The sequence below is a fragment of the Bradyrhizobium sp. INPA03-11B genome (assembly GCF_040446015.1).
GTDB lineage: Bacteria > Pseudomonadota > Alphaproteobacteria > Rhizobiales > Xanthobacteraceae > Bradyrhizobium > Bradyrhizobium macuxiense_A.
The window spans coordinates 1-24,236 of sequence record NZ_JASGSR010000036.1 but is presented as its reverse complement, the minus strand read 5'-3'; the positions used below and the strand labels follow the sequence as shown (position 1 = coordinate 24,236).

The following is a 24,236-nucleotide window of genomic DNA, read 5'->3' as shown; positions in this document are numbered from 1 at the left end:
ACCATGCCATCATCCGCAGATCGTGCCGTCGTGCTGAACCGATATCGCAATGTGTGCGTGATCGGAGCCGGCGTCATCGGATCCTCTTGGGCAGCGCTGTTTCTCGCGCACGGGCTCAACGTCGTGATCAACGACCCGCAGCCTGACATCGAGGCCGTCGTCAAGACCGCGCTGATCAGGATCGCACCGACACTGCTCAAGCTTGGTCTGCCGCATGAGGGATTGGAGCGCAACCTGCGCTTCGAGCCGGATCTGACGCGCGCCGTCGCCGGTGCCGACCTCGTGCAGGAGAACGGTCCGGAGAAGCCCGAATGGAAACAGCAGCTCTGGGCGCGGATCGAGGCTGCGGTGCCGAAACATGCGCTGTTGCTGTCATCCAGCTCGGCGCGGCCCGCCACAGAGCAGGCGCACGAGATGAAGGATGCGAGCCGGCTGCTGGTCGGCCATCCCTTCAATCCGCCGCATCTCATTCCATTGGTCGAGGTCGTTCCCGGCGACCGGACCGATCCGGCAGCGACCGCCGACGCGGTGGCGTTCTATGAGGCGCTCGGCAAGGTGCCGCGCGTGCTCAAGAAGGAGATCCAGGGTTTTGTCGCCAACCGGTTGCAGCGCGCGATCATGCGCGAGGCCTGCTATCTCGTGCAGGAGGGCGTCGTCACGGTCGACGAGTTGGACGATATCGTCACCAGCTCGATCGGCCTGCGCTGGGCGGTGAACGGGCCATTCAGCTCGTTCCACATGGGCGGCGGACCGAACGGGCTCGAATCGTTCTTCCAGCACCTCGGCAAGAACATGGCCGCGTCGTTCAAGGTGATTCCGCAAGTCGACCTCGACGAGGCTTTGCAGCGCCGGATCATCGATCAGGCCGCCGCATCGTTCGGCCGGACGCCGATCCCGCAGATGGAGCGCGCGCGCGACGACACCCAGGTGGCGCTGCTGCACGTGCTGGCGGCACGCAACGGAAGGGATCGCACATAACCGGCTCGCCTCGGGCTGCATGCAATCGCAGGCCCAAGGGGTGCTATTTCGGGACAAGGTCATCCAGCCGGCGAGACCCGACGAGCCTGGCATGATTCCAAAGCAATCAAGCGGAGACGGACTCATATGAGCATCTTCGAGGGTTTGAAGGTCATCGACTGCGGCAGCTTCATCGCCGCCCCGACCGCGGCAACACTGTTGGGAGACTTCGGCGCCGACGTGATCAAGATCGAACCGCCCGGCGCAGGCGATGCGTTCCGTCAGGTGCCTAAACTGCCGGGCATGCCGAGATCCGACCAGCCCTATGGCTGGCTGCTCGACAACCGCAACAAGCGCGGCCTCGCGCTCGATCTGTCAAAACCCGAAGGCCAGGCGGTGCTGCACCGCCTTGCCTCGACCGCGGACGTGTTCATCACCAATTATCCACTCGCCGTCCGCAGGAAGCTTTCGATCGGCTACGAGCGGCTCGCCGCGATGAACGATCGGCTGATCTACGCATCCTTCACCGGATATGGCGAAACCGGCGACGAGGCGGGAAAGCCGGGCTTCGATGTCACTGCCTACTGGGCGCGTTCAGGCCTGATGGACATGGTGCGGAGCGACGCCAGCACGCCGCCTGCGCGGGCGCTCGCCGGCATGGGCGATCATCCGTCCGGCGTTTCGCTGTTCGCGGCGGTCGCGGTAGCGCTGTATCAGCGCGAGCGTACCGGCCGCGGCACCCAGGTCGGCTCCTCGCTGCTGGCGAACGGCGTCTGGTCGAACGGCATCATGGCGCAGGCCGCGCTGTGCGGCGCGACCTTCACGCCACGACCGCCGCGCGAGAACCTGTTCAATGCGCTCGGCTGCTACTACCGCTGTCGCGACGGCCGCTGGCTGCTGCTCGCGATCGTCAACGAGCAGCGCGACTTTCCGACCGTGGCGAAATGCCTCGGCCTCGACCACCTGCTCACTGATCCACGCTTTGCCAAGCAGACCGATCGGTTCGCCCGCTCGTCGGAACTGATCGCGCTGTTCGACGCGGCCTTCGCAACGCGCGACCGCGACGAGTGGCGCGCGCGGCTCGATGAGGCAGGGATCGTCTTCGAATGCGTTGCCGAGATGGGCGACCTGTCTGCCGACCGCCAAATGCTGGCAGCCGGCGTGCTGGTGCCGTTCGAGAACGACGGAATGTTGACCATCGACAGCCCGTTCTTTGTCGACGGCGCGACCAAGGTGAAGCCGCGCAAGGCGCCCGCGGTCGGCGAACACAGCACAGAGATATTGCGTGAGGCCGGCTACGACGACGCGGCCATCACAGGGATGCGCGAAAGCAAGATCCTGGCATGACACGCTGAGCGTCAGGCGATGCCTGGCAGGTTCATGGCGCGCGCGAGAAAGGCCGCGCCCTCGGTTGAGGAGCGCGGCCAGTCTCGAGGCCCGAACCGGGGGGCACCACAGCGGCGGTGCGGCGCAGCTGAGGTTCGGAAGGCGCCTCCGAGAGGGATCAGCTAGAGCCTGAGGTGCGCCAAGGCCGGCCGATAGAACGTGCTACCGCGCGTCGCCCCACACATCTCAACCTCTTGACCAACCATTGCGTTTCCGGTCGATGGCCAGTCTATGCACGGTGTTCGTCCGCGAGGAGGTTCGACGAGGCCGGTTCGGAGGTGACTTATGGACAGCCCGCGATGACGAACGATCAAGCGTCGTGCTGCCCTGCCCCCGCGGCCTTCACATCGGCGAAGATACCCGGAAATCGGATGGGCTCTTGCCGGTCCAGCGGATGAAGGCATGCCGGAAGTTGGCGGCGTCGCTATAGCCCAGCCGGCTCGCGATTTCCTCGTTGGTCATCGCGGTCTTGCGCAGGTATTCGATCGCAAGGCGCGTCCGCACCTCGGCGAGGAGCTCGCGATACGATGTATCTTCGGCCTCGAGCTTTCGCCGCAGCGCCCGGGGATGCATCGAAAGCCTCTCGGCGATCGCCTCGATGTTCGGATACCTGCCAGGCTGCTCGATCAGCACGCGCCGGACGTCCACCGCGATCCCGCCCGCCTGGTTGACCTCGGACAACACCTGCTCGCACATCTCGCGCGCCATCCCGTGGGTGCGGGAGTCCGCCAGCGCCACCGGACCATCGGCCTGCGACAGCTCGTACCTGTATTCATTGCCCCGCTGCTGAAACAGAACCGGGCAGTCGAAGATCGCCTGATAGGCACCGGCATGCGCCGGTTCGCCATAGGCAACGGAAATCTGCGAAAAGCGGAACGATTCACCCGCCAGATCCTTCATGGTCGTCAAGTGCGACGACAGCGCGAACTCGGCCGCGAAGCGATGCACGTCCTGCGTCGGATTCGGCCAGTGCAGCGGCTCGAACGCGCAGACGACCGCTGCGCCGTCATACGAATATTTCGCATCGCAAAGCGGGCCGACGACCCGGAGATATCGATTTGCGAAGGTCCGCACATCGTCATAGGTCGCGCTGCTCAGCAATGCATACCCGTACATTCCATGCGCTGTCACGCGCATCCGCTGTCCGGCGCGAAGCGCAACCGTCGGGTCGTCCGACAGCCGCAGCGCATTGCGAACCACAACGTCGATCTGCCGGTACGAGATACGCGTCGTATGCGCTTCGAGCTTGTCCTCGGTCAGGCCCGTGCCTGCCAGCGCCACGGACGATCGGACGTCCAGCCTGCCAAGCTCGGCAATGATGGCCGCAATCAACTGCGCCGAATAGACATACTGGTCGAAATCCGGGGGCAATTGGCATGCAGGCATGGCGTCTTGCGGGCGCCCTCCAGCGCTCATGGTCGTCCTCCTCCTAGCGTAGAGTCTAGCTCCAAATCGAAATCATTCGCAATGCTGGCGGCAACCGACAGGCCTCCGCTATCCCCAACCTCGGGGGAGCACGGCCACAGGGCCGTGCCCGCGGCTCGAGCTCGTTCTCGGATGTTCCGCCGCAGTCGTGCTTCGCGTCAGCATTCCACGACGTTCACCGCGAGACCGCCCAAGGACGTTTCCTTGTATTTCGACTTCATGTCTTCGCCGGTCTGCAGCATCGTCTTGATGACGGCATCGAGTGAGACATAGTGCTTGCCGTCGCCGCGCAACGCCATTCGCGCGGCGTTGATCGCCTTGATGGCCCCCATCGCGTTGCGCTCGATGCAGGGGATCTGCACCAGTCCGCCAACGGGATCGCAAGTGAGACCGAGATTGTGCTCCATGCCGATCTCGGCCCCGTTCTCGACCTGCGCCGGCGTACCGCCGAGCACGGCCGTCAGGCCGCCCGCGGCCATCGAACAAGCGACGCCGACCTCGCCCTGGCAGCCAACTTCTGCGCCGGAGATCGAGGCGTTCGCCTTATAGAGCATGCCGATCGCGGCCGCGGTGAGCAGAAAGGTGATGACGCCGTCGTCGGTCACGCCGGGACTGAACTTGACGTAATAGTGCAGCACAGCCGGAATCACGCCGGCGGCGCCATTGGTCGGCGCGGTTACGATGCGTCCGCGCGCGGCATTCTCCTCGTTGACCGCCATCGCGAAGGCGTTGACCCAATCCATCGCAGCGAGCGGATCGACGCCCTCGGTATCGCTGTTTCGGACCGATAGTTCGCGATAGAGCGCCGGCGCGCGACGGCGAATGTTCAGCGGGCCAGGCAGCGGTTCGGCCGCGCCCGCATTGCCGATCCCGAAGCCTCGGTCGACGCATTGCTTCATCGCATCCCAGATATTCAGGAGACCGGCCCGGACCTCGGCCTCGGTCCGATAGACGCATTCGTTGGCGAGCATCATTTCGGCGATCGAGCGGCCGCTTTCCTGCGCGCGCGCCACCAGCTCCGCACCGGTGCCGAACGGATATGGCCAGATCGAAGGCGCGCCGTCGGCACCTTGAGGCGCATCGTCGAAGCCGCGCTCGATCACGAACCCGCCGCCTATCGAGAAGTAATAGCGTTCCGCCAGCAGCGTGTCGCCGGCGGCGAACGCCACGAGGCGGATCCCGTTGGGATGTTCCGGCAATGCACTGTCGGGCTTGAACACGATGTCGCGTCCGCGCCGGAACGCGACCGGATGAACATCGAGCAGCCGCAACTCGCCCGAGCACCGAATGTCGGCAAGCCGCGGTGCGACCTGGGCTGGATCGACCGTATCGGGCTTTTCGCCGAGCAGGCCGAGGATCACGCCGAGGTCGGTCGCATGCCCTCGCCCGGTGGCGCCCAGCGATCCGTAGAGATCGGCGCGGACCTGCACCGTTCTCTCCAGAAGGCCATCGCGCTCGAGCGCACGGACGAATTGTCCGGCCGCGCGCATTGGCCCCACCGTATGCGAACTCGAGGGGCCGATGCCGATCTTGAAGATGTCGAAGACCGAAAGCATCAGGCAGCGGGCAGTTGTTGCTTCACCAGTTCGACCCAATAGGCGGCGCCGAGCGGCAGGATGGCGTCATTGAAATCGTAGTATGGATTGTGCAGCGGCGGATCGTTGGCGGTTTCGCCGGCGCCGATGCAGATATAGGCGCCTGGGCGCTCCTGCAGCATGAAGGCAAAATCCTCAGATCCCATCGCCGGCTTGATGTCGGTTTGCACCTGTTCGGCGCCGACGAGGCCTGCGGCCGCCGCAGCCGCGGCATCGGTTTCGGCGGGCGTGTTGATCACGCCCGGATAGCCTCGCATGTAGCTGAGATCAATCTTTGCGCCATGGGTTTGCGCAACGCCGGCGCAGACCTGCTTCATGGCTGCCTCGACCTGATCCTGCACCTCGACGTCCAGCGTCCGCACCGTGCCGCGCAATGTAACGGTTTCGGGCACCACGTTCCAGGTGTCGCCGCCATGGATCTGGGTGACGCTCACGACCGCGGCGTCCATCGCACCGATCCGGCGGCTCACGATACCTTGCAGCGCGGAGACGAGATCGGCCGACACCAGGATTGAATCGATGCCTTTCTCAGGCGTCGCGGCGTGACAACCGCTCCCGGTGACCACGATCTCGAACGTATCGAGGAAGGCCGTCGCAATGCCGGTCCTGATCGCGAATTTTCCACGCGGGATGTTCGGAATGTTGTGCATGCCGTAAACCGCGTCGGCCGGAAAGAGCTTGAACAGCCCTTCCTCGACCATCTTCCTGCCGCCACCTTCATTCTCCTCGGCGGGCTGGAAAACGAAATGGACGGTGCCGCGGAACGGCCTGTGCCGGGCGAGATGAACGGCGGCGCCGAGCAGCATCGTGGTGTGGCCGTCGTGGCCGCAGCCATGCATCTTGCCGGCACGGGTCGACTTGTACGCGCGGTCCCCCAGCTCCTGGAGATCAAGCGCGTCCATGTCGGCTCGCAGCGCGATCGTCGGACCCTCACCGTTCTTCAACGTTCCTACCACGCCCGTTCCGCCGAGGCCGCGATGGACCGGGATCTGCATCTCCATCAATGCATCGGCCACGAGCTGGGCCGTGCGGTGCTCTTCGAACGCGGTTTCCGGGTTGGCATGGATGTCATGACGCCAATCCCGCATCCGGGCGCAGATATCGTCGGCGATTCCAAATTCCTTTGACATGCGTAGGTCTACCTGTCCGTTGCTTAGCGATGGAAGAATTCGGCGATCAATGTCGCGCCGAGGAACGTGCCTGCGGCGGCCGTCAGCGAGACCACCACGATACGCCAGCTCAGCTTCCTGAAGATCGGAAGGTCCTTGGCCACCGAGAAGCCGGCGAGCGTCAGCACGGGGGTCGTGAAAGCCAGGAAGTTCAGCTTGTCGACCGAGCCGATCATCGCGTTGGAGAATGGCAGCAGGCCGGGGATGCCGAGCACCGTGGTGACCACGACCAGGATGAGAATGTGCGGCACCTTGGTCAACAGCCGGGCAAGAACGTCGACCAGCAGCACGACGGCGAGCATGACCAGGAGACCTGCCCCCGATTGCAACAGCGGTACCTTGTAGGTGAGGGAATTGCCGATCAGGACGCCGCCCGCGACGGTGATCCAGGCGAGCAGCGAGTCCGAGAAGCCGAACGTGCCGTGCTTTGCCTCGCCGACGCCTGCGATCGACGGCCCGAGGTCTCCCAACTTGGCGTTCGAGAACCGGCCGAGCACGGGCTCCAGCCGGTCATACAGCCAGGAGCACACCGGCAGCGAGAAGAACAAGGCGAAATAGAACCCGAGAACGGCGGTCATCAGGTTCGCCGCCGAAGCGATCGCGATGAGCTGCTTCGCCATCTCTGGAGGGTTGTGGCCGTTGATGGTGCCGATCGCGGCGGCCATCATGCTGCCCGAGCCAACCCCGGCGCCCATCGCAAGCGAGCGCGGGTCGAAGATGTGCAGGCTGGCGACAAAACCGGCCAGCAACGCGATGAACAGCGCGCCGAGCACGGTGCCGGTGATGTATTCGGCCAGCACGCCGCGCCCCTCTGCCGAGTTCATGCCGTACTTCTCGCCGATGATCACCAGATTGCCTTCACGGCCGATCGAGAAGGTCGCGCCGACCGCCTCGCGCTTGACGCCGAGCAAGAGCGCAATCGGCAGGCCGAGGACCAGCGTGCCGAAGGTATGTCCGAGCTCCTGGAAGAGCAGCGCCCAGCCGGCCTTCTGCACCTCCGGAAGCGCACCGCCGACCGTGAATGCCATCTTGATCACGAAGAGCAGCAGGCCTGCGTTGAGCAGTTGTCCCGCGTAGGTCTGCAGGCCGGGTCCGATCCGCGCCGCGGCAGGCAGATAACGCGCTGAAAGGCCCCATGCGGCGGCGATCAACAGCGCCCACACCATCGGTTGAAGCAACACCGTGCCCGGCCCGACCTGAAACTGGACGATCCCGATCGTCTCGGCGACGGCAACGATGATCAGAACGGCAACGAACAATGTGAGCTTGCCGGAGCTTGCGGAATCGACTGCCTGAGCAGACTGGTCTGCGGACGGAGAAGAGGTCGACGTCATAGTGCTGGACACCTCAAGGAAATGATTGCGCGACGATGCGGTGAACGGTGAACCAACTTGCCCGCCCAGCATCGGGGAGAACGCATGTTGCATCAATGATCGATGTGTCCGATTTCCGTTGCATTTTTTGCAACACTTGGGGAACGCCGTTCCGGCCCGCGCAAGCCGCCGCGTGGATGATCATTCGGATGCAGCGCGCAGGACGCAATTTTTCCGATAGTGGCCCGTGCTACTCGATCGCGCTGGACGAGCCATTCGGCTCGAGCTTCTGCACCTCCGACACGTTGACACCGAGCACCACGATGTCGTGCGTCTTGCCCTGGAGGTCCTTCACCTGATCGCGCAATAGCGCCTCGACGCGGAAACCGAGCGCCTCGAAGATCGCGATCGCCCGGGTCTGGTCCGACGTCATCTGCACGGTCAGGCGTTCGAGGCCCATCGACAGTGCGAGATCGAAAGCCTCATTGGAGAGCGCCCGCCCGATGCCGGTCCCGCGCACATGCGAGGCAATCACGGTCCTGATCTCACCGACATGGGCCGACCACGACATTGGGTCTCGCACGATCGCAGCGCACCCCACCACTGCGTCATCCCTCACCGCGAGCAGGCTGACGATCGAGCCGCGCTCGATCTCCTTGATCCATGCCGAGAGCACCTTCTGCTCGCTGATATTCCTCGGCAGGAACAGCATGTCGTGCACGGCAAGCGCCTTGGCGAATTTGAGGGTGGCGGCCTCGTCGGCAGCTCCCATCAACCGGAACTCGACATCTCCACTCTCGAAGTTGACGCGACGTGGATAGGATCGCATCTTGGTATTCCTCATGCAGACGGCTCGCTCAATCAAAGGTTCGCACTTCGCCGCAACCGCCCTTGCGGGGGCACCGCGTTTCTCTCGCCCTGTCCTGCACGCGAGAGCCGGATCACGCAAGCCGGGCGTGCCAATGTCCCAATATAACCCCTGAAGCGGCCAGTTTGCACCTTTCCCAGCTGGCATGAGCACAAGAGCCTTTCGACAATGACCAATACAAGCGCGCCCACGGGCAACGACGAACGACCGCTGCATGAAATACTCCGGCTGCATGCCCGTGAACGGCCGGAGAAACCGGCCTGCATCTGGTACGGCCGTGCCGTCACGTTCCTCGAACTCGACCGCGCCAGCGATGCATTTGCGGCGCGCCTGCAACAGCTCGGCGTCGCCAAGGGCGAGCCGGTCGCGCTGTTCATGAACAACTGTCCGCAGTACATGATGGCGCAGTTCGGCATCCAGAAGATCGGCGCCATCGCCTCGCCTTGCGGCGCGCTGAACAAGGAGCACGAGCTCGCCTATCAGCTCGACGATCTCGGCGCGCGCGTGATCGTCGCGGCCGAGCCGCTGCTGCCGATCGTGCGGCAGGTCCGCGACAAGACCAAGCTCGAGCATGTGTTCGTCGTCCGCTACACCGATCTGCTGCCCGAGCGGCCCCAGATCGGCGTTCCGGACGAACTGCTGGGATCGGCGCCCGAGCAGGCCGGCGCGACCGGCGATACTGAAGACTTCCTTGCCGTCACAACAAGCGGTGCAAGGCCGGGCGCGGTCGCGATCGACATGAACGACACGGCGCTGATGGTCTACACCTCGGGCAGCACCGGCCGGCCCAAGGGAGCGATGCTGTCCTATCGCAACGTCATCTACAAGACGGCGGCGACCGTGAACTGCAACGGGATCGGCGCCGATGACGTCCTGCTCTCGATTGCGCCGCTCTATCACATCGCGGGCATGGTGATGGGCGTGAACGCGCCGGTCTACGCGGGCGCGACGTCTGTGCTGTTGTACCGGTTCGATCCGCTCGTGACGGCGCAGGCGATCGACCGTTACCAGGTGAGCTGGTGGTATAGCGTGGCGCCGATGAATGTCGCGATCACGCAAATCCCGAACATTTCCGACTTCAAGCTGAGCAGCCTTCGCGTCAATCCCGTGACCAGTTTCGGCATCGACTGGACCGAAGCGCTTGCCAGGCAATGGCAGGCCGTCGCGTCGAACTGCGAAAGCTTCGAGGCCGCGTACGGCCTGACCGAGACACATACGGTCGACACTTTCATGCCGCGCACGGCGGTGCGCTGGGGCACGCATGGCAAGCCTGTACCCGGCAACGCGATCCGGATCGTCGATCCGGACTCGGGCACGGACACGCCGGCCGGTGTCCCGGGCGAAATCGTGATCCGCGGCCCGGGCGTGTTCAAGGGCTACCGCAATCGTCCCGATGCGACGGCGGAAGCGCTGCGCAACGGTTGGCTCCACACCGGCGACATGGGCCGCCTCGATGCCGATGGCTATCTGACCTTCATGGGGCGCTTCAAGGAGATGATCAAGGTCTCCGGCTACAGCGTCTTCCCCGAAGAGGTCGAATCGATCCTGAACAAGCACCCGTCGGTGGCAGCGTCGGCAGTGATCGCCATGCCCGACGCAACGAAGGGTGAGGTGGTGAAGGCCTTCATCGTCCTGGCCCCGCGTACCGAACTGGACTCGGCGCAGCTTGTGGCATGGGCGCGCCAGAACATGGCGCCTTACAAGGTGCCGCGGGACGTCAGCTTCGTCACGGAATTGCCGCGCTCACCGGCCGGCAAGCTGTTGCGGCGGCTGCTCAAGGACTGACTCTGCCCCGAACAGACGGTGCCGCCTGGAAATCCCGATCGGCCCGTGTCCAAAAATCACCGTCAAATCGGTCCGACAGCACCTTTTCGGGAATTGATGCCCATGTTGGACATCCCATTTCGCCCCCGGCGATTCCACCGATAAGAAGCAAACTGCAGACTGCCACATGTTAAGTCACGACGACGAACGCTCTCGCACCAAGTACCAGCGACGCATGAAACGGATGATCGAAGCACTACGAGGAGAACTGACGCTGCAAGGGATTATCGGTCAGGGGACCACCACGGACTTGCGGGTGGATATCGTCAGCCTTGCCGAAACGGCACTCATGGTGTGCGACTTCGACAGGATCGCGGACTGATACATCTATCTGAACAAAGCCGGATCTTCGTTTGCGCGCACCCGCCTAAGGGGTCTTCAAAGAACTGACCGAGCTTTGCACGACATGCTGGTGGTTGCATTGGCAGAGGGCCGCGACCTTCGACTAAAATCCGGTAAAATCAACTACTTACCTTCAAAGCTCAATGCCGGCCGGACACCACGCGAAGCTTGAGCGACGCGAGAAGCGAAGACGGGCGGCCTGGGCCTCATCCGGCAACGTTCGATTTTCCTGGCTCGGCACAATCTTCATTTCGGCATTCACGGCCATTCGCCCACTTTTGCTGCTATACGGCGGTAGCCGTGTTGGTAGATTGCAATGCGGTTGGTATTGCAATTTTTGGAAGCGCGTGAAGACGTCGGATGCCCGAAACAGGTGACCCCCAAAAATCCAATTCGACCGCCTCTCAGCCCGTGTTCGCGCAGGCTCTCGCGCTGCATCAGCGGGGGCAGTTGGCGGCGGCAGAGAAGATCTATGAAGACATTCTCCGACGGCAGCCAAGCAACTTCGATGCGCTGCATCTGTTGGGCCTGATTTCCGCGCAGACCGGCCGCAGCGAGCGCGGCATTGATCTGATCCGGCGCGCGATCAGGCTCAACGGCAACGTCGCGGATGCGCACAACAACCTTGGCAATGCGCTGCGCGACTTGCGTCGCTTCGACGAAGCGCTCGCGAGCTTCGACCGGGCGACCGCGCTCAAGCAAGACCTCTCGCCGGCGCTCTACAATCGCGGACTTACGCTCGCAGACCTTGGCCGCCACGAGGAGGCGCTCGCAAGCTACGATCGCGTGATCGCGCTGGTGCCCAACCATGCAGATGCCTATCGAAACAGGGGCGCCGCGCTGAGAAAGCTCGGGCGGTTCGAGGCGGCCCTGGCGAGCCTGGACAGGGCGATTGCGCTCAAGCCCAACGATACCGGTGCACACAACGATCGCGGCAACGTGCTCAATGACCTCGAAAGGTTCGATGATGCGCTCGCCAGCTACGACCGGGCGCCGGGAATTGCCGGCGCGCACTACAACCGCGGCAACGTGCTGATCAAACTGGACCGTCTCGAAGAGGCAGTTGCAAGTTACGACAAGGCGATCGCACTGCGGCCCGACTATGGCGAAGCTTACAACAACCGCGGCACGGCGCTGCTCAAGCTCAGGGATCATGAGGCGGCGCTCGCCAGCATCGACAAGGCGATCCAGCACAAGGGCGACGATGCGGCTGCCTACGCCAACCGCGGCAAGGTTCTATCCATGCTGGCGCGCTACCAGGAGGCACTCGCTGCCTATGACAAGGCCATCGCGCTCCAGCCGGACCAGGCCGACATCGAAGGCTATCGCCTGCACGCCAAATCGCAGATTTGCGACTGGAGTAGCTTCGACGCCGAGTGCGACCAACTGATCGATTCGATCAGGTATCGGGACGCGACGGCGGCGCCATTTCTGTTTTGTAGCGTGCCTTCATCGGCCGCCGACCAACTGCTCTGCGCCACGCGATGGACCGCGAAGAACCATCCGCCCTCTGAAAGCCAGCGCTGGCGGGGCGAGCGCTACCATCACGACCGAATTCGCGTCGGCTATTTCTCGTCGGATTTTTGCAACCACGCGACGTCGCATTTGATGGCAGGGCTGTTCGAGTGCCACGACCGGTCGACATTCGAGACGGTGGCAATCTCATGGTCGCCCAAAGACCCCACGGAGATGCGTCGACGGCTGGAGGCCTCGTTCGATCGATTTGTCGAGGTCGGGGACATGAACGACGATGCGGTCGCCGACCTGATCAGACGATCGGAAATCGACATCCTGGTCGATCTGAAAGGCTTCACCGGGGGATCCCGCACCAGGGTCCTTGGCCGCCGGCCCGCCCCAATCCAGGTCAGTTATCTGGGTTACCCGGGAACACTCGGTGCCCCGTTCATCGACTACATCATCGCCGATCGTACCGTGATCCCGGACCACCATCGCGAATTCTACAGCGAAAAGGTGGTCGCCCTGCCCGACAGCTATCAGGTCAACGACGACAAGCGCGCCATTGCCGAACGTATGTTCACGCGCGCCGAGGTGGGGCTGGCCCCGACCGGCTTCGTGTTTTGTTGCTTCAACAACAACTACAAGATCAACCCGCAGATGTTCGATCGGTGGATGAGGATTCTCGGCCGCGTCGAGGGCAGCATGTTGTGGCTGCTCGAAGCCAGCGCCGAGTCTGCCGCGAATCTGCGAAAGGAGGCGGTCGCGCGTGGCGTCGCTGCGGAGCGCCTTGTGTTCGCACAGCGTGCGCCGTTGCCCGACCATCTCGCACGCCATCGCCTCGCCGACCTGTTCCTCGACAACACTCCCTACAACGCCCACACGACCGCCAGCGATGCACTCTGGACCGGCCTGCCGGTGCTCACCGTTCTCGGCGACACGTTTGCCAGTCGGGTCGGGGCGAGCTTGCTCCATGCGACCGATCTGCCCGAGCTGATTGCGGAATCGCCGGAAGCTTACGAGCACATGGCGGTCGATCTTGCGACCCATCCTTCGAAGCTCGCGGCGCTCAGAACCAGGCTGGCGGCCAACCGGCTGACGGCACCGCTGTTCGATACCAAACGCTTCACCCGGCATATCGAGGCCGCTTACACCGCGATGTATGAGCGTCACCGGGCGGGCCTTGCGCCGGACCATATCGACGTCCCGGCGTGATCGTTGCGGCGGCGCCAACTTGCCCGACCGCCGCGGATTCGACGACCCCTTCGCGTTAAGCGGGATGCGACGGGTCTCGCAGCATCGTCTCGACACAGGACGCGATCTCCAGCAAACGCCGGTCGGCATTCCTGCGGCCGATCAGCATTAGACCGACGGGAAGACCGTCGATCGGTATCGGCAACGAGATCGACGGACAATCGAGCAGATTGGCGACCCGTGGATTGCGAAGCACGAGACCGTTGGCCCGATGAAACGCACCATCCTCCTCGACCGACGACAGCAGCGGCGCGCGGATTGGCGTCGTCGGCAGGATGAAAACCTCGTCGTTGCCAAACGACTGTTCGAAGGATCGGATGGCCGCTTCCCGCAACCGCACCATGCGCACATAGTCGATACCGAGGATGCCGGCGCCCGCCTCGATACGAACGCGGGTTTTCGGATCGACGCCATCCAGGCTCGATAGGCCGAGACCGCGCAGCGTCGCGCCGACCTCGATTGACGGAAAGGTGCCGATCCCATCGATCTCTGCGACGAGATCGAGAGCCATCTCGATCGATCCATCCGCGATCTGCAAGCCACTTGATCGAAGCCGCTCGACGGCGCTCTCGAACGCGCCAAGCACCTCCGGCTCGCAACCGTGAAACAGACGACCGCGAGCGATAGTGAGCCGAAACGTATAAGGAGAGGCAAGCTGCGGCCGCGACGCCACGTCGCCACCCGAAAGCACCTGATCGGCCACGAAGCAGTCCGCGACGCTCGAGGCAATCGGACCGATGGTATCGAGGCTCGACGATAGCGAGAACGCGCCGGCGGTCGGCACGAAGCCGCTCGTCGGCTTGAAGCCGGTTGCACCCGACAGCGCCGCTGGAATTCGGATCGATCCTCCGGTGTCGCTCCCGATGGCGATTTCCGCCATGCCGTCGACGACCGAGACGACAGCCCCAGACGAGGATCCTCCCGGAGCGCGCCGGCGGTCTCGGGGGTTGCCCGGCACCCCATCGTTCGGGTTGGTGCCGAGCGCCGAAAAGGCAAATTCGGTCATCTGCGTCTTGCCGATGATCACGGCTCCCGCCGCGCGCAAACGCTTCACAGCCAGCGCGTCTTCAGCGGCGGGAGGCAAAGCGCGCAGGACGGCGGAACCCGAGCTCGTCACGGTGCCGGCAACGTCGAAGAGAGCCTTGACCGAGACAATGCGACCGTCGAGCGGACCGCGCGTCGTCCGGGCAGCGGCTCGCCGATCGGCGGCTTCGGCCTCACACCGGGCGCTCTCCTCGAACAGGGCGGTGAAGGTATTCGCTGCGTCAGATGATCGCGCGCGCGTCAGCGCGGCTTCCAATCGTGCCGCGGCGCTGGCTTGAGACTGGCCGTTAGCTGACGTCATTGGTCGACGCTCCTCACCGGACGTTGGAGGTCAAGAGACGACCGGAAGCACGTCGATATCGTAGCCGTGGATCAGGGAGCGCTTGAGAACCGGGTCGCTCAGCTCCATTTCGAAGCGTGTTCCTGGGCGAATTCCGCCGATCGCCCCCGGCGTGCCACAGAACATCAAGGTCCCGGCGGGAAGGATGTCGGCGCTCGCGTAGCGACGAATCAGATCGCGCGGCGTTCTCAGCGAGGAAACCGGGCTCTCCTGATAGAGCACCCGCTTGCCGTCGATCGTCGCCCACGCGCGAAGCACCAATTCATCCCAGTGCGGCTCGACATCAGCATAGGACCAGAGCTGCCGGCCGACCGGCTTGCCGCAGAGCTGCTTCGAAAGTGCGATACCGGCGGCTTCCGCCTTGCGATCGGTATGATCGGATCCGATTCCGATCCAGAGTCCGTCGGCCATGGCGACCACGACGGGCTCGACCTCACCGGAACTGTCCGGACCGAGCACGCTCAAGCGATCCGCCTGCGTCAGCGTCTGGGCTGCGACACGGTAGTAGAGCGGCGTCGTCGACGGGCGCGGGATCCCGAGCGCGGCGAGCTCCTCGATATGGTGCTCGATCGCCGCCGCGTTCCTGCCCGCCCAGCCCGCGATCACGAGCGATTCGATTTCGACGCCGACGTGATCGGTCCGATCCTTCGCGATGCGGTCAAACTTCATGAACATGGGCTTTGTCATCCTTGGTAGACGGAACGAGAATCTCGCCGCGCTCGATCTGCAACGTGCGATCGGCGACGCGGTCGAGCAGGGCCGGCGAGGATTCCGTGATCAGCAGGGCGAGCTCCGGCCGGTGCTTGCGCAGCTCACCGAGCGTCCGTGCATAATCGAGCGCCAGGGCCGGCGCCAGCCCCTGGAAGGGTTCGTCGAGCAGCAGGACCTTGCGCGCCACCATCAGCGCACGCCCCAGCGCAACCATCTTGCCCTGCCCGCCGGAAACGCCGCCCGCAGGTCGCGACCGCATCACATGCAGTTCGGGCAGCAGCGTATAGATCTCGTCCAGCCTGCGAACGATTTCCGCCTTGGCAAGGTTCAGCGCCAGTGCCGGAAGGCGGATGTTCTCCTCGACGCTCAGCTCCGGTACCAGCCGGCGGTCTTCCGGCGCATATCCGACGCCGGCCCGGGCGCGCGTGTAGGCCGGCCGGCTGCCGAGATCGTCGGCATCGAGGTGGATCGAGCCTTCGTCGTGCGCGATCAGCCCCATGATCGCGCGAAGCGTCGTCGTCTTGCCGGCGCCATTACGGCCGATCAACACCGTCGTCTTGCGAGCGATGATTTCGCAGCTGACCTTGCGCAGCACACGAACGCCCTCGATTGAGACGCTGACCTTGTCGAGCTTGAGCATTAGGCTACTCCCACGACGCGTTCGCGGACCTGCGCGTTGCCAAACACCTCGTCGGGCCGCCCTTCGGCCATGATATTCCCGGCATTCCACACCAGGACGCGGCTTGCGTACCGTGCAACCACGTCCATGTCGTGCTCGACGAAAAGAGCGGTGATGCTGCGCTGGCGCAGCGCACTCATCAGGGCCTCCATCAGCGGGAAGCGCTCCAGCGCACTCACGCCGCTGGTCGGCTCATCCAGCAGCAGGAGCCGCGGCTTGAGCGCCAGCGCAACCGCGATGTCGAGCAGCTTACGATGACCTTCAGGCAGGGTGCTGCTGATCCGGTCGGCATCGCCGCCGAGCCCGACCAGTTCGAGTAGGGCCATAGCCTCTTCGCGCCGCTGCGCCGTTTCAAGCGGCCGGACCGCGCTCCACAGTCCGTCTTTCGCGGCAAGCGCCAGCATCATGTTGTCGATCACGCGCTGCGCGGAGAACAGCTGCGGGATCTGAAAGGCGCGCGCGACGCCGCGTCGCGCAATGGCGCGCGGCGACAGCCGGGTGATATCGTTGCCGTCGAGCAGAACGCTGCCTGAAACCGGGCGGATATAACCGGTGCAGATGTTGAGCAGCGTCGTCTTGCCCGATCCATTCGGGCCGATGATCGCGAGGAATTCGCCGTCGTGGATTGCAATGCTTGCCCCGTCGGCGGCCTTGACCCCGTTGAATGCGACGCAGAGGCTCTTGGCCTCCAGGATAGGGCGCCTCATGGGCTCGACGCCTCCTTGCGCGCGAATAGTCCATAGATGCCCTGCGGCATGAACATGATCACGATGATCAGAGCCATGCCCACGATCAGATTCCAGGCATCGGTTACGGTCACGGCTGCGCTGTGCAGCAGTTCGAGGAACAAGGCGCCGATGAACGCGCCCGGCACGCCACCGATGCCGCCAAGCACGGCGATCAGGACGAGATGGCCGGATGCCGTCCAGAACGCGAAGTCCGGAACCACGCGACCGATCGCAAACGCGGAGATCGCGCCGCCGAGCCCGGCAAGGGCCGCCGATATCACATAGGCGATCAGCAACACCGCCCAGACCGGAATGCCGAGATATTCGAGCCTGATCTCATTGGTGTGGACGGCCGATAGCGCATGGCCCAGCGGACTGTCGAGATACCGCTGGACGGCAAGACCGACGAGCACCATCAGCGCCAGGCTGAGATAGAACAGCACGCTCTTGAACACCGGCTCGGCAAAGATGATGCCGAACACCGCCGGAATCGGAACGGGCATGCCGTCCGTTCCGCCCGTGACACCGTAGAGTTTGGCGCACAGCGCGTAGAACACCATGGAGACCGCGAGGTTCAACATTGCGAAGAAGATCGCGCGATACCGGACGAGGAACGCGCCGGCGACCGCGCCGGTCAGCGCGGCGACCAGCACCGAGAGCACCAGCAGCAATCCGAGATCGTTGATGCCGGCATGGGCCAGGAAGGCGACGCCGTAGGCGCTGGCCGCGAAGAACATCGCGTGGCCGATCGAGATCAGTCCGGCACGCAGCAGCACGGCGACACCGAGCGCCGCAAAGCCCTTGGCGATCGCAAGCGTCAACACGAATTGCAGCCACGGCGCGGCCACGGGAAGGACGGCGAGCGTGAGCACCGCGACGGCGGTCAGGATGATCCGCATCATATCCTCCGCGCCGTGACCGATCCGAACAGGCCATAGGGGCGGATCAGAAGCACCACCAGCATGGCCGCATAGGGCGCAACGGCATCCAGCGAAGGCGCCAGATAGATCGCGAGCACGCGCGCCAGGCCGACGATCAGCGAGGCGACCGCGGCTCCCTCGATCTGGCCGAGCCCGCCGATCGCCGCCACCGCGAAGGCGAGCACCATGGTGTCGGCGCCAAGCCCAGGGGCAATGCCAGATGTCGGCGTCGACAGCGCTCCTCCGAGCGCGGCAAGGAACACGCCGAGCGAGAACGCCAGGATGAAGATCCGGTTGGTATCGATACCGATCGACTGCGCCATTTCACGGTCGGTCACGACGGCCGTGATCAGGCGCCCGAGCCGCGTGTGGTTGATCAGGAGCCGCAGCCCGACGACGACCAGGACCGCCATCCCGACCAGCAGGATCTGGTAGTTCAGATAAACGACGCCGCCGATGCTCGACGTGCCGAGCAATCGCATCGGCGCATCCTCGTAGAGCGATTGCACGCCGAAGACCAGCCGCTGCAGGTCCTCCAGGATGAGGAACAGGCCGAACGTGATCAGGATCTGGACGGCTTCAGACTTGCCATACGTCCACCGGACCAGGCTGCGCTCGATCAACGGACCGAAGATGGCGGCCACGAAAACCGCACTGAACAGCAGCGCGGCAAACGACAAATAGGGGTTGAGCTGCCGGCTCGCGATGAACAGGCATGCCGACGCCGCGACGTAGCCACCGATCGAGTAGAGACTGCCGTGGGCCACGTTGAGGACGCGCAGCACGCTGAACACCAGCGTCAGGCCAACCGCCGCGAAGAAGATCAACGCGGCGCTGGCGAGGCTATCCAGCAGCAAGGGAATGATTGCATTCGACATCGGCTTAACGCCTGCGTGATTGGTTGCGAGTGGACGCTATCGTTCGCCGATCTTGTAGCTCCCCGGCTTCGGAAGGCTCTTGGCGAATTCGGGCTTGAGCGTCGAAATCCAGGCCAGCGGATCCTGGCCGGCCTGCGGCATCAGGCTGTCGCCCTTGTAGCGGACCATGTCGCCGATCACGGGAAACGGCTGCGCCGACGTCTTCACGGTCACTCCGACGATCTGGTCGACGAGACCGTCATTGTCAGCGCGCGTCTGCGTGATGCCGGTCAAGGTTGCGACCTTGCTCCCCTTCATGGCAGCCGCGAGCTCGGCACGGGTCGGCCACTTTCCGCCATTCTTCTGCATGGCGGCATCGTAGGCGGCCTTCACGTAGATCAGTGCATTGGCCATCTTGATCGACGGAAACACCGGATACTCGCCGAACCGCGACTTGTAGGCCTCGGCGAACTTCACCGTCTCGGGATTGGCCTTGGCGTCCGGCGACATCCACCAGCCGTCACCCAGAACCCCGACGATCACGCCATCCGGCAACGGCACGCGCTGCAGCACGGTCTCGCCGAGCGCGAGGACCACCTGACTGGATGTGAACAGCCCGCGCGGCGTCGCCTGGCGAACGAAGTTTTCGAGGTCGGCGCCCCAGAGATTGGAGAAGACGACGTCCGGGCGCGCGGTGGTGAGGCGCGAAATCTCGGTCTGGTAGTTCGGCGAGCCGAGCTTCGGATAGAGTTCGGCGACGATCTCGATGTCCGGCTTCAGCGCCTTGAGCGCCGCGGTGAAGATCTTGGCCGCGTCATGGCCGAACGCATAATCCGGATTGATGATCGCCACCGTTTTCACGTCCGGCTTGCGATCCAGGAGGTAGATCGCGTAGGCGACGAATTCGGGCACGGTGTTGCCGTTGGGACGGAACACGTACTTGCTCTTGCCGTCCATCAGCAGCTGGTGGGTATCGCAGTTCCAGCCGACGGTCGGGACCTCCAACTGCTCGGCGATCGGCGCCAGCGCAAGACAGGTGGCGCTCGACAAGGCGGCGATCATCACCTGGTTCTTCGCATCTCCGGCCAGCCGGCGATATTCCGCGATCACGCCTTGCGCGCCCTGCGCCTCGTCGACGAAGGTCGCGGTGACCGGAACGCCTCCGATCCCGCCCTTGGCATTGATCTCATCAATCATGAGATCGGCGGCGTTCTTGCCGGGCAGGCCGTAGGCCGCGGCGGGACCGGACGTGAACGTGAAGACGCCAAGTCCCACCGAGTTCGGCTTGTCCTGCGCAGCGACCGGAGTTGCCGCCACGACGCAAATCGCAAGAGCGCCCGCAAGGCCATCGACCACCACCCGGAGATTGCCGTGCGGCAATTCCCGATTAAATCGGAACAGCGGTTGAAGCGAGGACAGGCAACGCGCGAATGCGAGCGAGATATTCTTGAACGCCATATTTTCCCCCTTGGAGCGGTCGAACGATGTTTGTCGGTGCTGGCGGACCGGCCTCAAACCGGATCGAAATAGTGCATTTCGAGAAGCAGGCAGCCGTTGACGGACTTGAACGGACCGTGCGGTGCGTGCGGCGGCCGGCAGGCATAGGTGTTCGGCGGGAAGCTCTCGCCGCCCTCGCCCTTCTCGTCATTGCCGACGATCAGGTCGCCGGAGACGAGATAGACCTCTTCCCAATACTCGTGCGAAAACGGTGCAGTCGTGTAGACGCCCGGCGCAAAGCGCAGCAGCCGGGTTCGCGTGCCGCGCCGGTTCTCCTCGTCGAGCGCGCCGGCGAGGATCTTCTGCTGGATGCCGGCAGGATAGCCTGCGGGCGTTTCCCAACCGGTGGCCATGTCGAGCGTGTAGAATTCGTCGTGCTTCTTGTTGACGGGCATATGTCGTCTCCGTTGGTTCAGGCGGCTTTGCTGGCGATCGAGATGCCGTTGAGGTCGTAGGAATCGAGCATCGTCTGGACCAGGCGATCGGCGCCGGACCAGTCGTAGGTGCGATAGGAGTGTCCCTTGGTGACGAAGGTCGCGCCGGCGTAGAACATCTCGTATTGCTGATGGCGGGACCCGAACTCGGATCCGACCGCATCCCAGGCGAGCTTGTAGAACTTCACCCGGTCGTGCGAGTTGGCCTTCGGCGACTGCTGGGTCTTGCCGATCAGGGCCGCAATCTCGGGGTTATCGAAGTCGGCGACCGACGACGGCAGCATGATCATGCCGCCGCCGGCGAGTTCGCGCAGCGTATTGATGATGTGCGCGTAGAGCTGCTGCGTCAGCACTTGTGCGGAATAGAGCGTGTGCCGGTCCGGGATGAAATAGGGACCGACCTGCGCGCCCTTCGCCTCCATGGCCGCCACCAAGGCGTCGACCATGCCGGTCTCGGCTGCAAGCTGACCGAGCATCTCCCGTACCTGCGGAAACTGGGTGACGCCGTTCATTTCGGCGGTCCGATGCGCGAGGCCGGCCAGGAACTTGAGCTTCACGCTCAGCCGCACCATCGCCTGGTAGTTCTGATAGACGTGGCAGGGCGTGGCGTGAAACTGCTTCTGGCACATTTCGACGTTGCCCTCGATGAAGACGCGATCCCAGGGAACCTTCACGTCGTCGAAATAGAGGACCGAGTCGTTCTCGTCGAAGCGGCTCGACAACGGATTGTCGAACACCGCGCCGGCTGCATCCTCGTAGGACTTGCGCGACAGCATCTTGAGACCCTTCGCGTTCATCGGGATCGCAAAGGACATCGCGTACCGCTCTTCGCCCGGACGCATCGGCTGGATGGTCGTGACGAAGACCTCGTCGGCGACCACGCCTCCGGTCGCGAGCATCTTGGCGCCGCGGATCGTGATCCCTTCTGCGTCGCGATCGACGACGCCGGCGGTGAGGAACGGATCCGCCTGCTCGGCGGCCCCCTTCGAACGATCGGCCTGCGGATTGATGATCACGTAGGTGAGATAGAGATCCTTGTCGCGCGCATAGCGATAGTAGCTCTCGAGCGCGCCCGCTCGGGCCGGATCGTACGCCTTGAAGACGTCGAGCCCCATGTAGAGACCTGAGATGCACGACGCGACATGATCCGGGGCCCGGCCCATGAAGCCGGCATGCAGTGCGGCCCATGCTTCCAGTGCCTTCCGACGCTGGACGAGATCGGCATAGGACGTCGGCAGCTGCCAGCTCCGGTTGGCACGTCCGGCATCGGTCTCGAACGTCATGAGATCGACGTTCTCCCTGGCGCTCGCGAAGTCGAACAGCCCCGCCATCGAACCGGCGAGATTTCGATAGGCATGATGAGCGGTCACGTCGCCGACCGCAGCCCCGTTGATGTAGACGGTCCGTCCGTCCTTCAGGCCAGACAGATACTCCTTTGCGCTACGCATCGCGGTTCTCCGGTTCGAAGCTAGTAATGAATGGGAAGCGGCCAGGTCGGCTCGCGCTCGGTTTCGTCGACGAGGTCGCGATAGCGCCCCCGGAAGAAGATCAACGGCGTGGCCGGCTCGCTGCGCGCGGAGTGACGCACGACGCGGACCACGAAGATCACATGGTCGCCGCCGTCGTAGCTTGCGAACGGCGCGCATTCGAAATGAGCCAGGGCACCCGATATCAACGGGGCTTCGGCGTGGCCGACCGATGTCTTGACCTGATCCCATTTGTTGGAAAGGGCGCGCGCGAACTGATTGGAAATCTGTTCCTGTTCGCGGGCGAGGATGTTGACGGCGAAGCCCCTGGCTTCGAGCATCGCGGGCAGGCTTTTTGCCTTGCGGTCGACGCTGAACAGGACCAGCGGCGGATCGAGCGAGACGGAGTTGAACGAGCTCATGGTCATGCCGATGAGCTCTTCGCCCTGGCCGCGCGCGGTGACCACCGCAACGCCCGTTGCGAACTCCCCCAACACTCGCCTGAATGCGCGGTCCTCCATGGGACGCCTGCCTCGCTGCTTCGACCCTGATTTATAATTTTCAGATAGCTTTCTGACAAAGCTATTTGGGAATGTCAAGCCCTCTTGATGGGCACGCGCATGCGTGCTTCTTAGGCAAATTCGCAAGCCCATGATTTCGCGGGGAGAACGACCGTGACCGAAGCGCTCTTGACGGCGTCGAAGCCCGAACTGCTCGACAAGGAGGGGGACCGAACGCTTCGCGGCGTCCTCTACGACTATTTCGCCTTCGGACGCAGCCTTGAAGCCTGCCGTGAGATATTCGCGAACTTCGTCGACCTGTCGACCACTCAGTATCTGATCCTGATCGCGATCAAGAATTCGACGGCCGAAGAACCGATGGGGGTCAATCAAGTCGCCGAACGGCTGTATCTGAGCGGCGCCTTTGTCACCAACGAGATCAACAAGCTGGTCTCCGACGGCCTCCTCGAGAAGAGCCCGCATCCGGACGACCGGCGGCGCGTGCAACTCACGCTCACCCAGCACGGCCTCGGTCTATTGACCCGTCTCGCCGCCCTGCAACGCCCCGTCAACGATGCGTTGTTCGGGATGCTGACGCGCGATGAGTTCAAGGTGCTGTCTCAGCTGCTGTCCCGGCTCGCGTCGAACGCCGACAGCGCGGTGAAACTTGCGGAGCATGTCAAGGCGACGCTCAAGTTTGAGGAGGATCAGCGGGCTCTCACAACGAATTCGCCGGCCTCGCGCAAGAAGCGACGCACGACGCTTCGTAATACTCGGTAAGTCGCCGCTGCAGCAGGCCTAATCAGTTGCCGGTCTGCGGCAATGAATTGCGCCTCCATGCTGTGACGCGCATCTCCGCCAATATCCAGCGCGCTGGCGCAGCGGCGGGATCACCGTACTAACGCCGCCGTGCGCACCTGATTGTCAGCATCAATTTGCTTGCCTCGAGTGGGTTACACCAGGACATGAAACTCGTGCCAAGCGCTCCATAGGTTGCCATCGAAGGCCTGCACCCAGAGATCGTCGGAGACGGTGCCGGTCTGGAAGGTCGTGCCGGCGAACTGCGCGGCGCTGACATTGATGTTCTGGTTGGCGCCCTGGGCCGCGCCGCCCACCACAAAGTGGCCGCTCGCCGGATCGGACGATGAATCCCAGAAGCGATAGGCGGTGATGGTGTCGTTCTCGGCATCCTTGACCGAGAACAGACTGGAGACGGCGAGGCTGTGATTTTGCGTGGTGGTCAGATCCGACGCCGTCACGACCGGCGCCTGGTCAACCGGCGCACTGACGTGAAACTCCTTCCAGGCGCCCCAGGCAAAGCCGTCATTGGCGCGCACCCAGAGGTCGTCGGAGCCGGAGCCGCTCTGGAAGCTGGTACTGGCGAGTTGCGCGGCACTGACGTCGATGTTCTGATTGGCGCCTTGCGCCACGCCGCCGACCACAAAGTGACCGCTCGCCGGATCGGACGTTGA

Annotated in this window: 22 protein-coding genes; 6 read left to right on the top strand and 16 right to left on the bottom strand. The window is 63.8% G+C overall.

Translation table 11 applies throughout. The features are described from left to right. Positions 1 to 3: 3 nt before the first annotated feature. Together QMZ05_RS17345 and QMZ05_RS17340 are read left to right on the top strand one after the other, a co-directional pair. Complete coding sequence (locus tag QMZ05_RS17345) at positions 4 to 978, top strand: 3-hydroxyacyl-CoA dehydrogenase NAD-binding domain-containing protein (RefSeq protein ID WP_353701850.1); 975 nt, start codon at positions 4 to 6, stop codon at positions 976 to 978. A gap of 126 nt (positions 979 to 1,104) precedes the next feature. Further along, positions 1,105 to 2,304 (top strand): CoA transferase, encoded by a 1,200-nt coding sequence (locus QMZ05_RS17340; protein WP_353701849.1) that lies wholly within the window; start codon positions 1,105 to 1,107, stop codon positions 2,302 to 2,304. A gap of 381 nt (positions 2,305 to 2,685) precedes the next feature. On the opposite strand, the gene QMZ05_RS17335 is transcribed toward QMZ05_RS17340, so the two are convergent. The 5 genes from QMZ05_RS17335 to QMZ05_RS17315 all read right to left on the bottom strand — a co-directional run bounded on the left by QMZ05_RS17335 (position 2,686) and on the right by QMZ05_RS17315 (position 8,674). After that, positions 2,686 to 3,759 carry an AraC family transcriptional regulator gene (locus tag QMZ05_RS17335; protein ID WP_353701848.1) on the bottom strand — a complete coding sequence of 358 codons (1,074 nt, stop codon included), beginning with the start codon at positions 3,757 to 3,759 and terminating at the stop codon, positions 2,686 to 2,688. Positions 3,760 to 3,926: 167 nt separating this feature from the next. Continuing rightward, on the bottom strand, positions 3,927 to 5,327 hold the full coding sequence (locus QMZ05_RS17330) for an L-serine ammonia-lyase (protein ID WP_353701891.1): 1,401 nt from the start codon (positions 5,325 to 5,327) through the stop codon (positions 3,927 to 3,929). Further along, on the bottom strand, positions 5,324 to 6,493 hold the full coding sequence (locus QMZ05_RS17325; RefSeq protein ID WP_353701847.1) for a M20 aminoacylase family protein: 1,170 nt from the start codon (positions 6,491 to 6,493) through the stop codon (positions 5,324 to 5,326). The genes QMZ05_RS17330 and QMZ05_RS17325 overlap by 4 nt, the downstream gene beginning before the upstream one ends. Positions 6,494 to 6,516: 23 nt before the next feature. Next, positions 6,517 to 7,791: a DUF3100 domain-containing protein gene (locus QMZ05_RS17320; RefSeq protein ID WP_353701846.1), complete on the bottom strand. Its 1,275-nt coding sequence runs from the start codon at positions 7,789 to 7,791 to the stop codon at positions 6,517 to 6,519. Positions 7,792 to 8,095: 304 nt separating this feature from the next. Next, positions 8,096 to 8,674, bottom strand: coding sequence for a GNAT family N-acetyltransferase (locus QMZ05_RS17315; RefSeq protein ID WP_353701845.1), 579 nt, complete (start codon positions 8,672 to 8,674; stop codon positions 8,096 to 8,098). Between the two features lie 207 nt (positions 8,675 to 8,881). On the opposite strand from QMZ05_RS17315, the gene QMZ05_RS17310 reads away from it, so the two are divergent. From QMZ05_RS17310 to QMZ05_RS17300, 3 genes are all read left to right on the top strand, one after another. Next, positions 8,882 to 10,498 carry an AMP-binding protein gene (locus QMZ05_RS17310; protein ID WP_353701844.1) on the top strand — a complete coding sequence of 539 codons (1,617 nt, stop codon included), beginning with the start codon at positions 8,882 to 8,884 and terminating at the stop codon, positions 10,496 to 10,498. A gap of 214 nt (positions 10,499 to 10,712) precedes the next feature. Beyond that, positions 10,713 to 10,859 (top strand): hypothetical protein, encoded by a 147-nt coding sequence (locus tag QMZ05_RS17305; protein WP_353701843.1) that lies wholly within the window; start codon positions 10,713 to 10,715, stop codon positions 10,857 to 10,859. Between the two features lie 380 nt (positions 10,860 to 11,239). Continuing rightward, positions 11,240 to 13,549: a tetratricopeptide repeat protein gene (locus tag QMZ05_RS17300; RefSeq protein ID WP_353701842.1), complete on the top strand. Its 2,310-nt coding sequence runs from the start codon at positions 11,240 to 11,242 to the stop codon at positions 13,547 to 13,549. 55 nt (positions 13,550 to 13,604) lie between these two features. Here the strand turns inward: QMZ05_RS17300 and QMZ05_RS17295 are convergent, their stop codons facing one another. From QMZ05_RS17295 to QMZ05_RS17250, 10 genes are read right to left on the bottom strand one after another with little or no spacing between them, the layout of a single operon-like run. After that, positions 13,605 to 14,933 carry an amidase family protein gene (locus QMZ05_RS17295; RefSeq protein ID WP_353701841.1) on the bottom strand — a complete coding sequence of 443 codons (1,329 nt, stop codon included), beginning with the start codon at positions 14,931 to 14,933 and terminating at the stop codon, positions 13,605 to 13,607. A 30-nt stretch (positions 14,934 to 14,963) separates the two neighbouring features. Continuing rightward, positions 14,964 to 15,647, bottom strand: a complete 684-nt coding sequence (locus QMZ05_RS17290) for a DUF2848 domain-containing protein (RefSeq protein WP_353701840.1) — start codon at positions 15,645 to 15,647, stop codon at positions 14,964 to 14,966. Continuing rightward, positions 15,631 to 16,323 (bottom strand): ATP-binding cassette domain-containing protein, encoded by a 693-nt coding sequence (locus tag QMZ05_RS17285; protein WP_353701839.1) that lies wholly within the window; start codon positions 16,321 to 16,323, stop codon positions 15,631 to 15,633. The genes QMZ05_RS17290 and QMZ05_RS17285 overlap by 17 nt, the downstream gene beginning before the upstream one ends. Next, complete coding sequence (locus tag QMZ05_RS17280) at positions 16,323 to 17,069, bottom strand: ATP-binding cassette domain-containing protein (RefSeq protein ID WP_353701838.1); 747 nt, start codon at positions 17,067 to 17,069, stop codon at positions 16,323 to 16,325. Before QMZ05_RS17280 ends, QMZ05_RS17285 begins: the two co-directional genes overlap by 1 nt. Continuing rightward, on the bottom strand, positions 17,066 to 17,989 hold the full coding sequence (locus tag QMZ05_RS17275; RefSeq protein ID WP_353701837.1) for a branched-chain amino acid ABC transporter permease: 924 nt from the start codon (positions 17,987 to 17,989) through the stop codon (positions 17,066 to 17,068). The genes QMZ05_RS17280 and QMZ05_RS17275 overlap by 4 nt, the downstream gene beginning before the upstream one ends. Next, on the bottom strand, positions 17,989 to 18,888 hold the full coding sequence (locus QMZ05_RS17270) for a branched-chain amino acid ABC transporter permease (RefSeq protein ID WP_050419402.1): 900 nt from the start codon (positions 18,886 to 18,888) through the stop codon (positions 17,989 to 17,991). Before QMZ05_RS17270 ends, QMZ05_RS17275 begins: the two co-directional genes overlap by 1 nt. 36 nt (positions 18,889 to 18,924) lie before the next feature. After that, entirely contained in the window at positions 18,925 to 20,325 is a 1,401-nt protein-coding gene (locus QMZ05_RS17265) for an ABC transporter substrate-binding protein (RefSeq protein ID WP_353701836.1), read from the bottom strand. A gap of 53 nt (positions 20,326 to 20,378) precedes the next feature. Then, positions 20,379 to 20,759: a cupin gene (locus QMZ05_RS17260; protein WP_353701835.1), complete on the bottom strand. Its 381-nt coding sequence runs from the start codon at positions 20,757 to 20,759 to the stop codon at positions 20,379 to 20,381. 17 nt (positions 20,760 to 20,776) lie between these two features. Next, the gene (locus QMZ05_RS17255) at positions 20,777 to 22,246 is read right to left on the bottom strand and encodes a 4-hydroxyphenylacetate 3-hydroxylase N-terminal domain-containing protein (RefSeq protein ID WP_353701834.1); all 1,470 of its coding nucleotides are present in this window, start codon (positions 22,244 to 22,246) and stop codon (positions 20,777 to 20,779) included. 20 nt (positions 22,247 to 22,266) lie between these two features. Beyond that, positions 22,267 to 22,785, bottom strand: coding sequence for a flavin reductase family protein (locus QMZ05_RS17250; RefSeq protein ID WP_353701890.1), 519 nt, complete (start codon positions 22,783 to 22,785; stop codon positions 22,267 to 22,269). A gap of 153 nt (positions 22,786 to 22,938) precedes the next feature. Between QMZ05_RS17250 and QMZ05_RS17245 the strand changes: the two genes are divergently transcribed. Then, on the top strand, positions 22,939 to 23,544 hold the full coding sequence (locus tag QMZ05_RS17245; RefSeq protein ID WP_353701833.1) for a MarR family transcriptional regulator: 606 nt from the start codon (positions 22,939 to 22,941) through the stop codon (positions 23,542 to 23,544). Positions 23,545 to 23,717: 173 nt separating this feature from the next. Here the strand turns inward: QMZ05_RS17245 and QMZ05_RS17240 are convergent. Continuing rightward, on the bottom strand, positions 23,718 to 24,236 hold a 519-nt coding region (locus QMZ05_RS17240), incomplete at its 5' end, for a hypothetical protein (protein WP_353701832.1).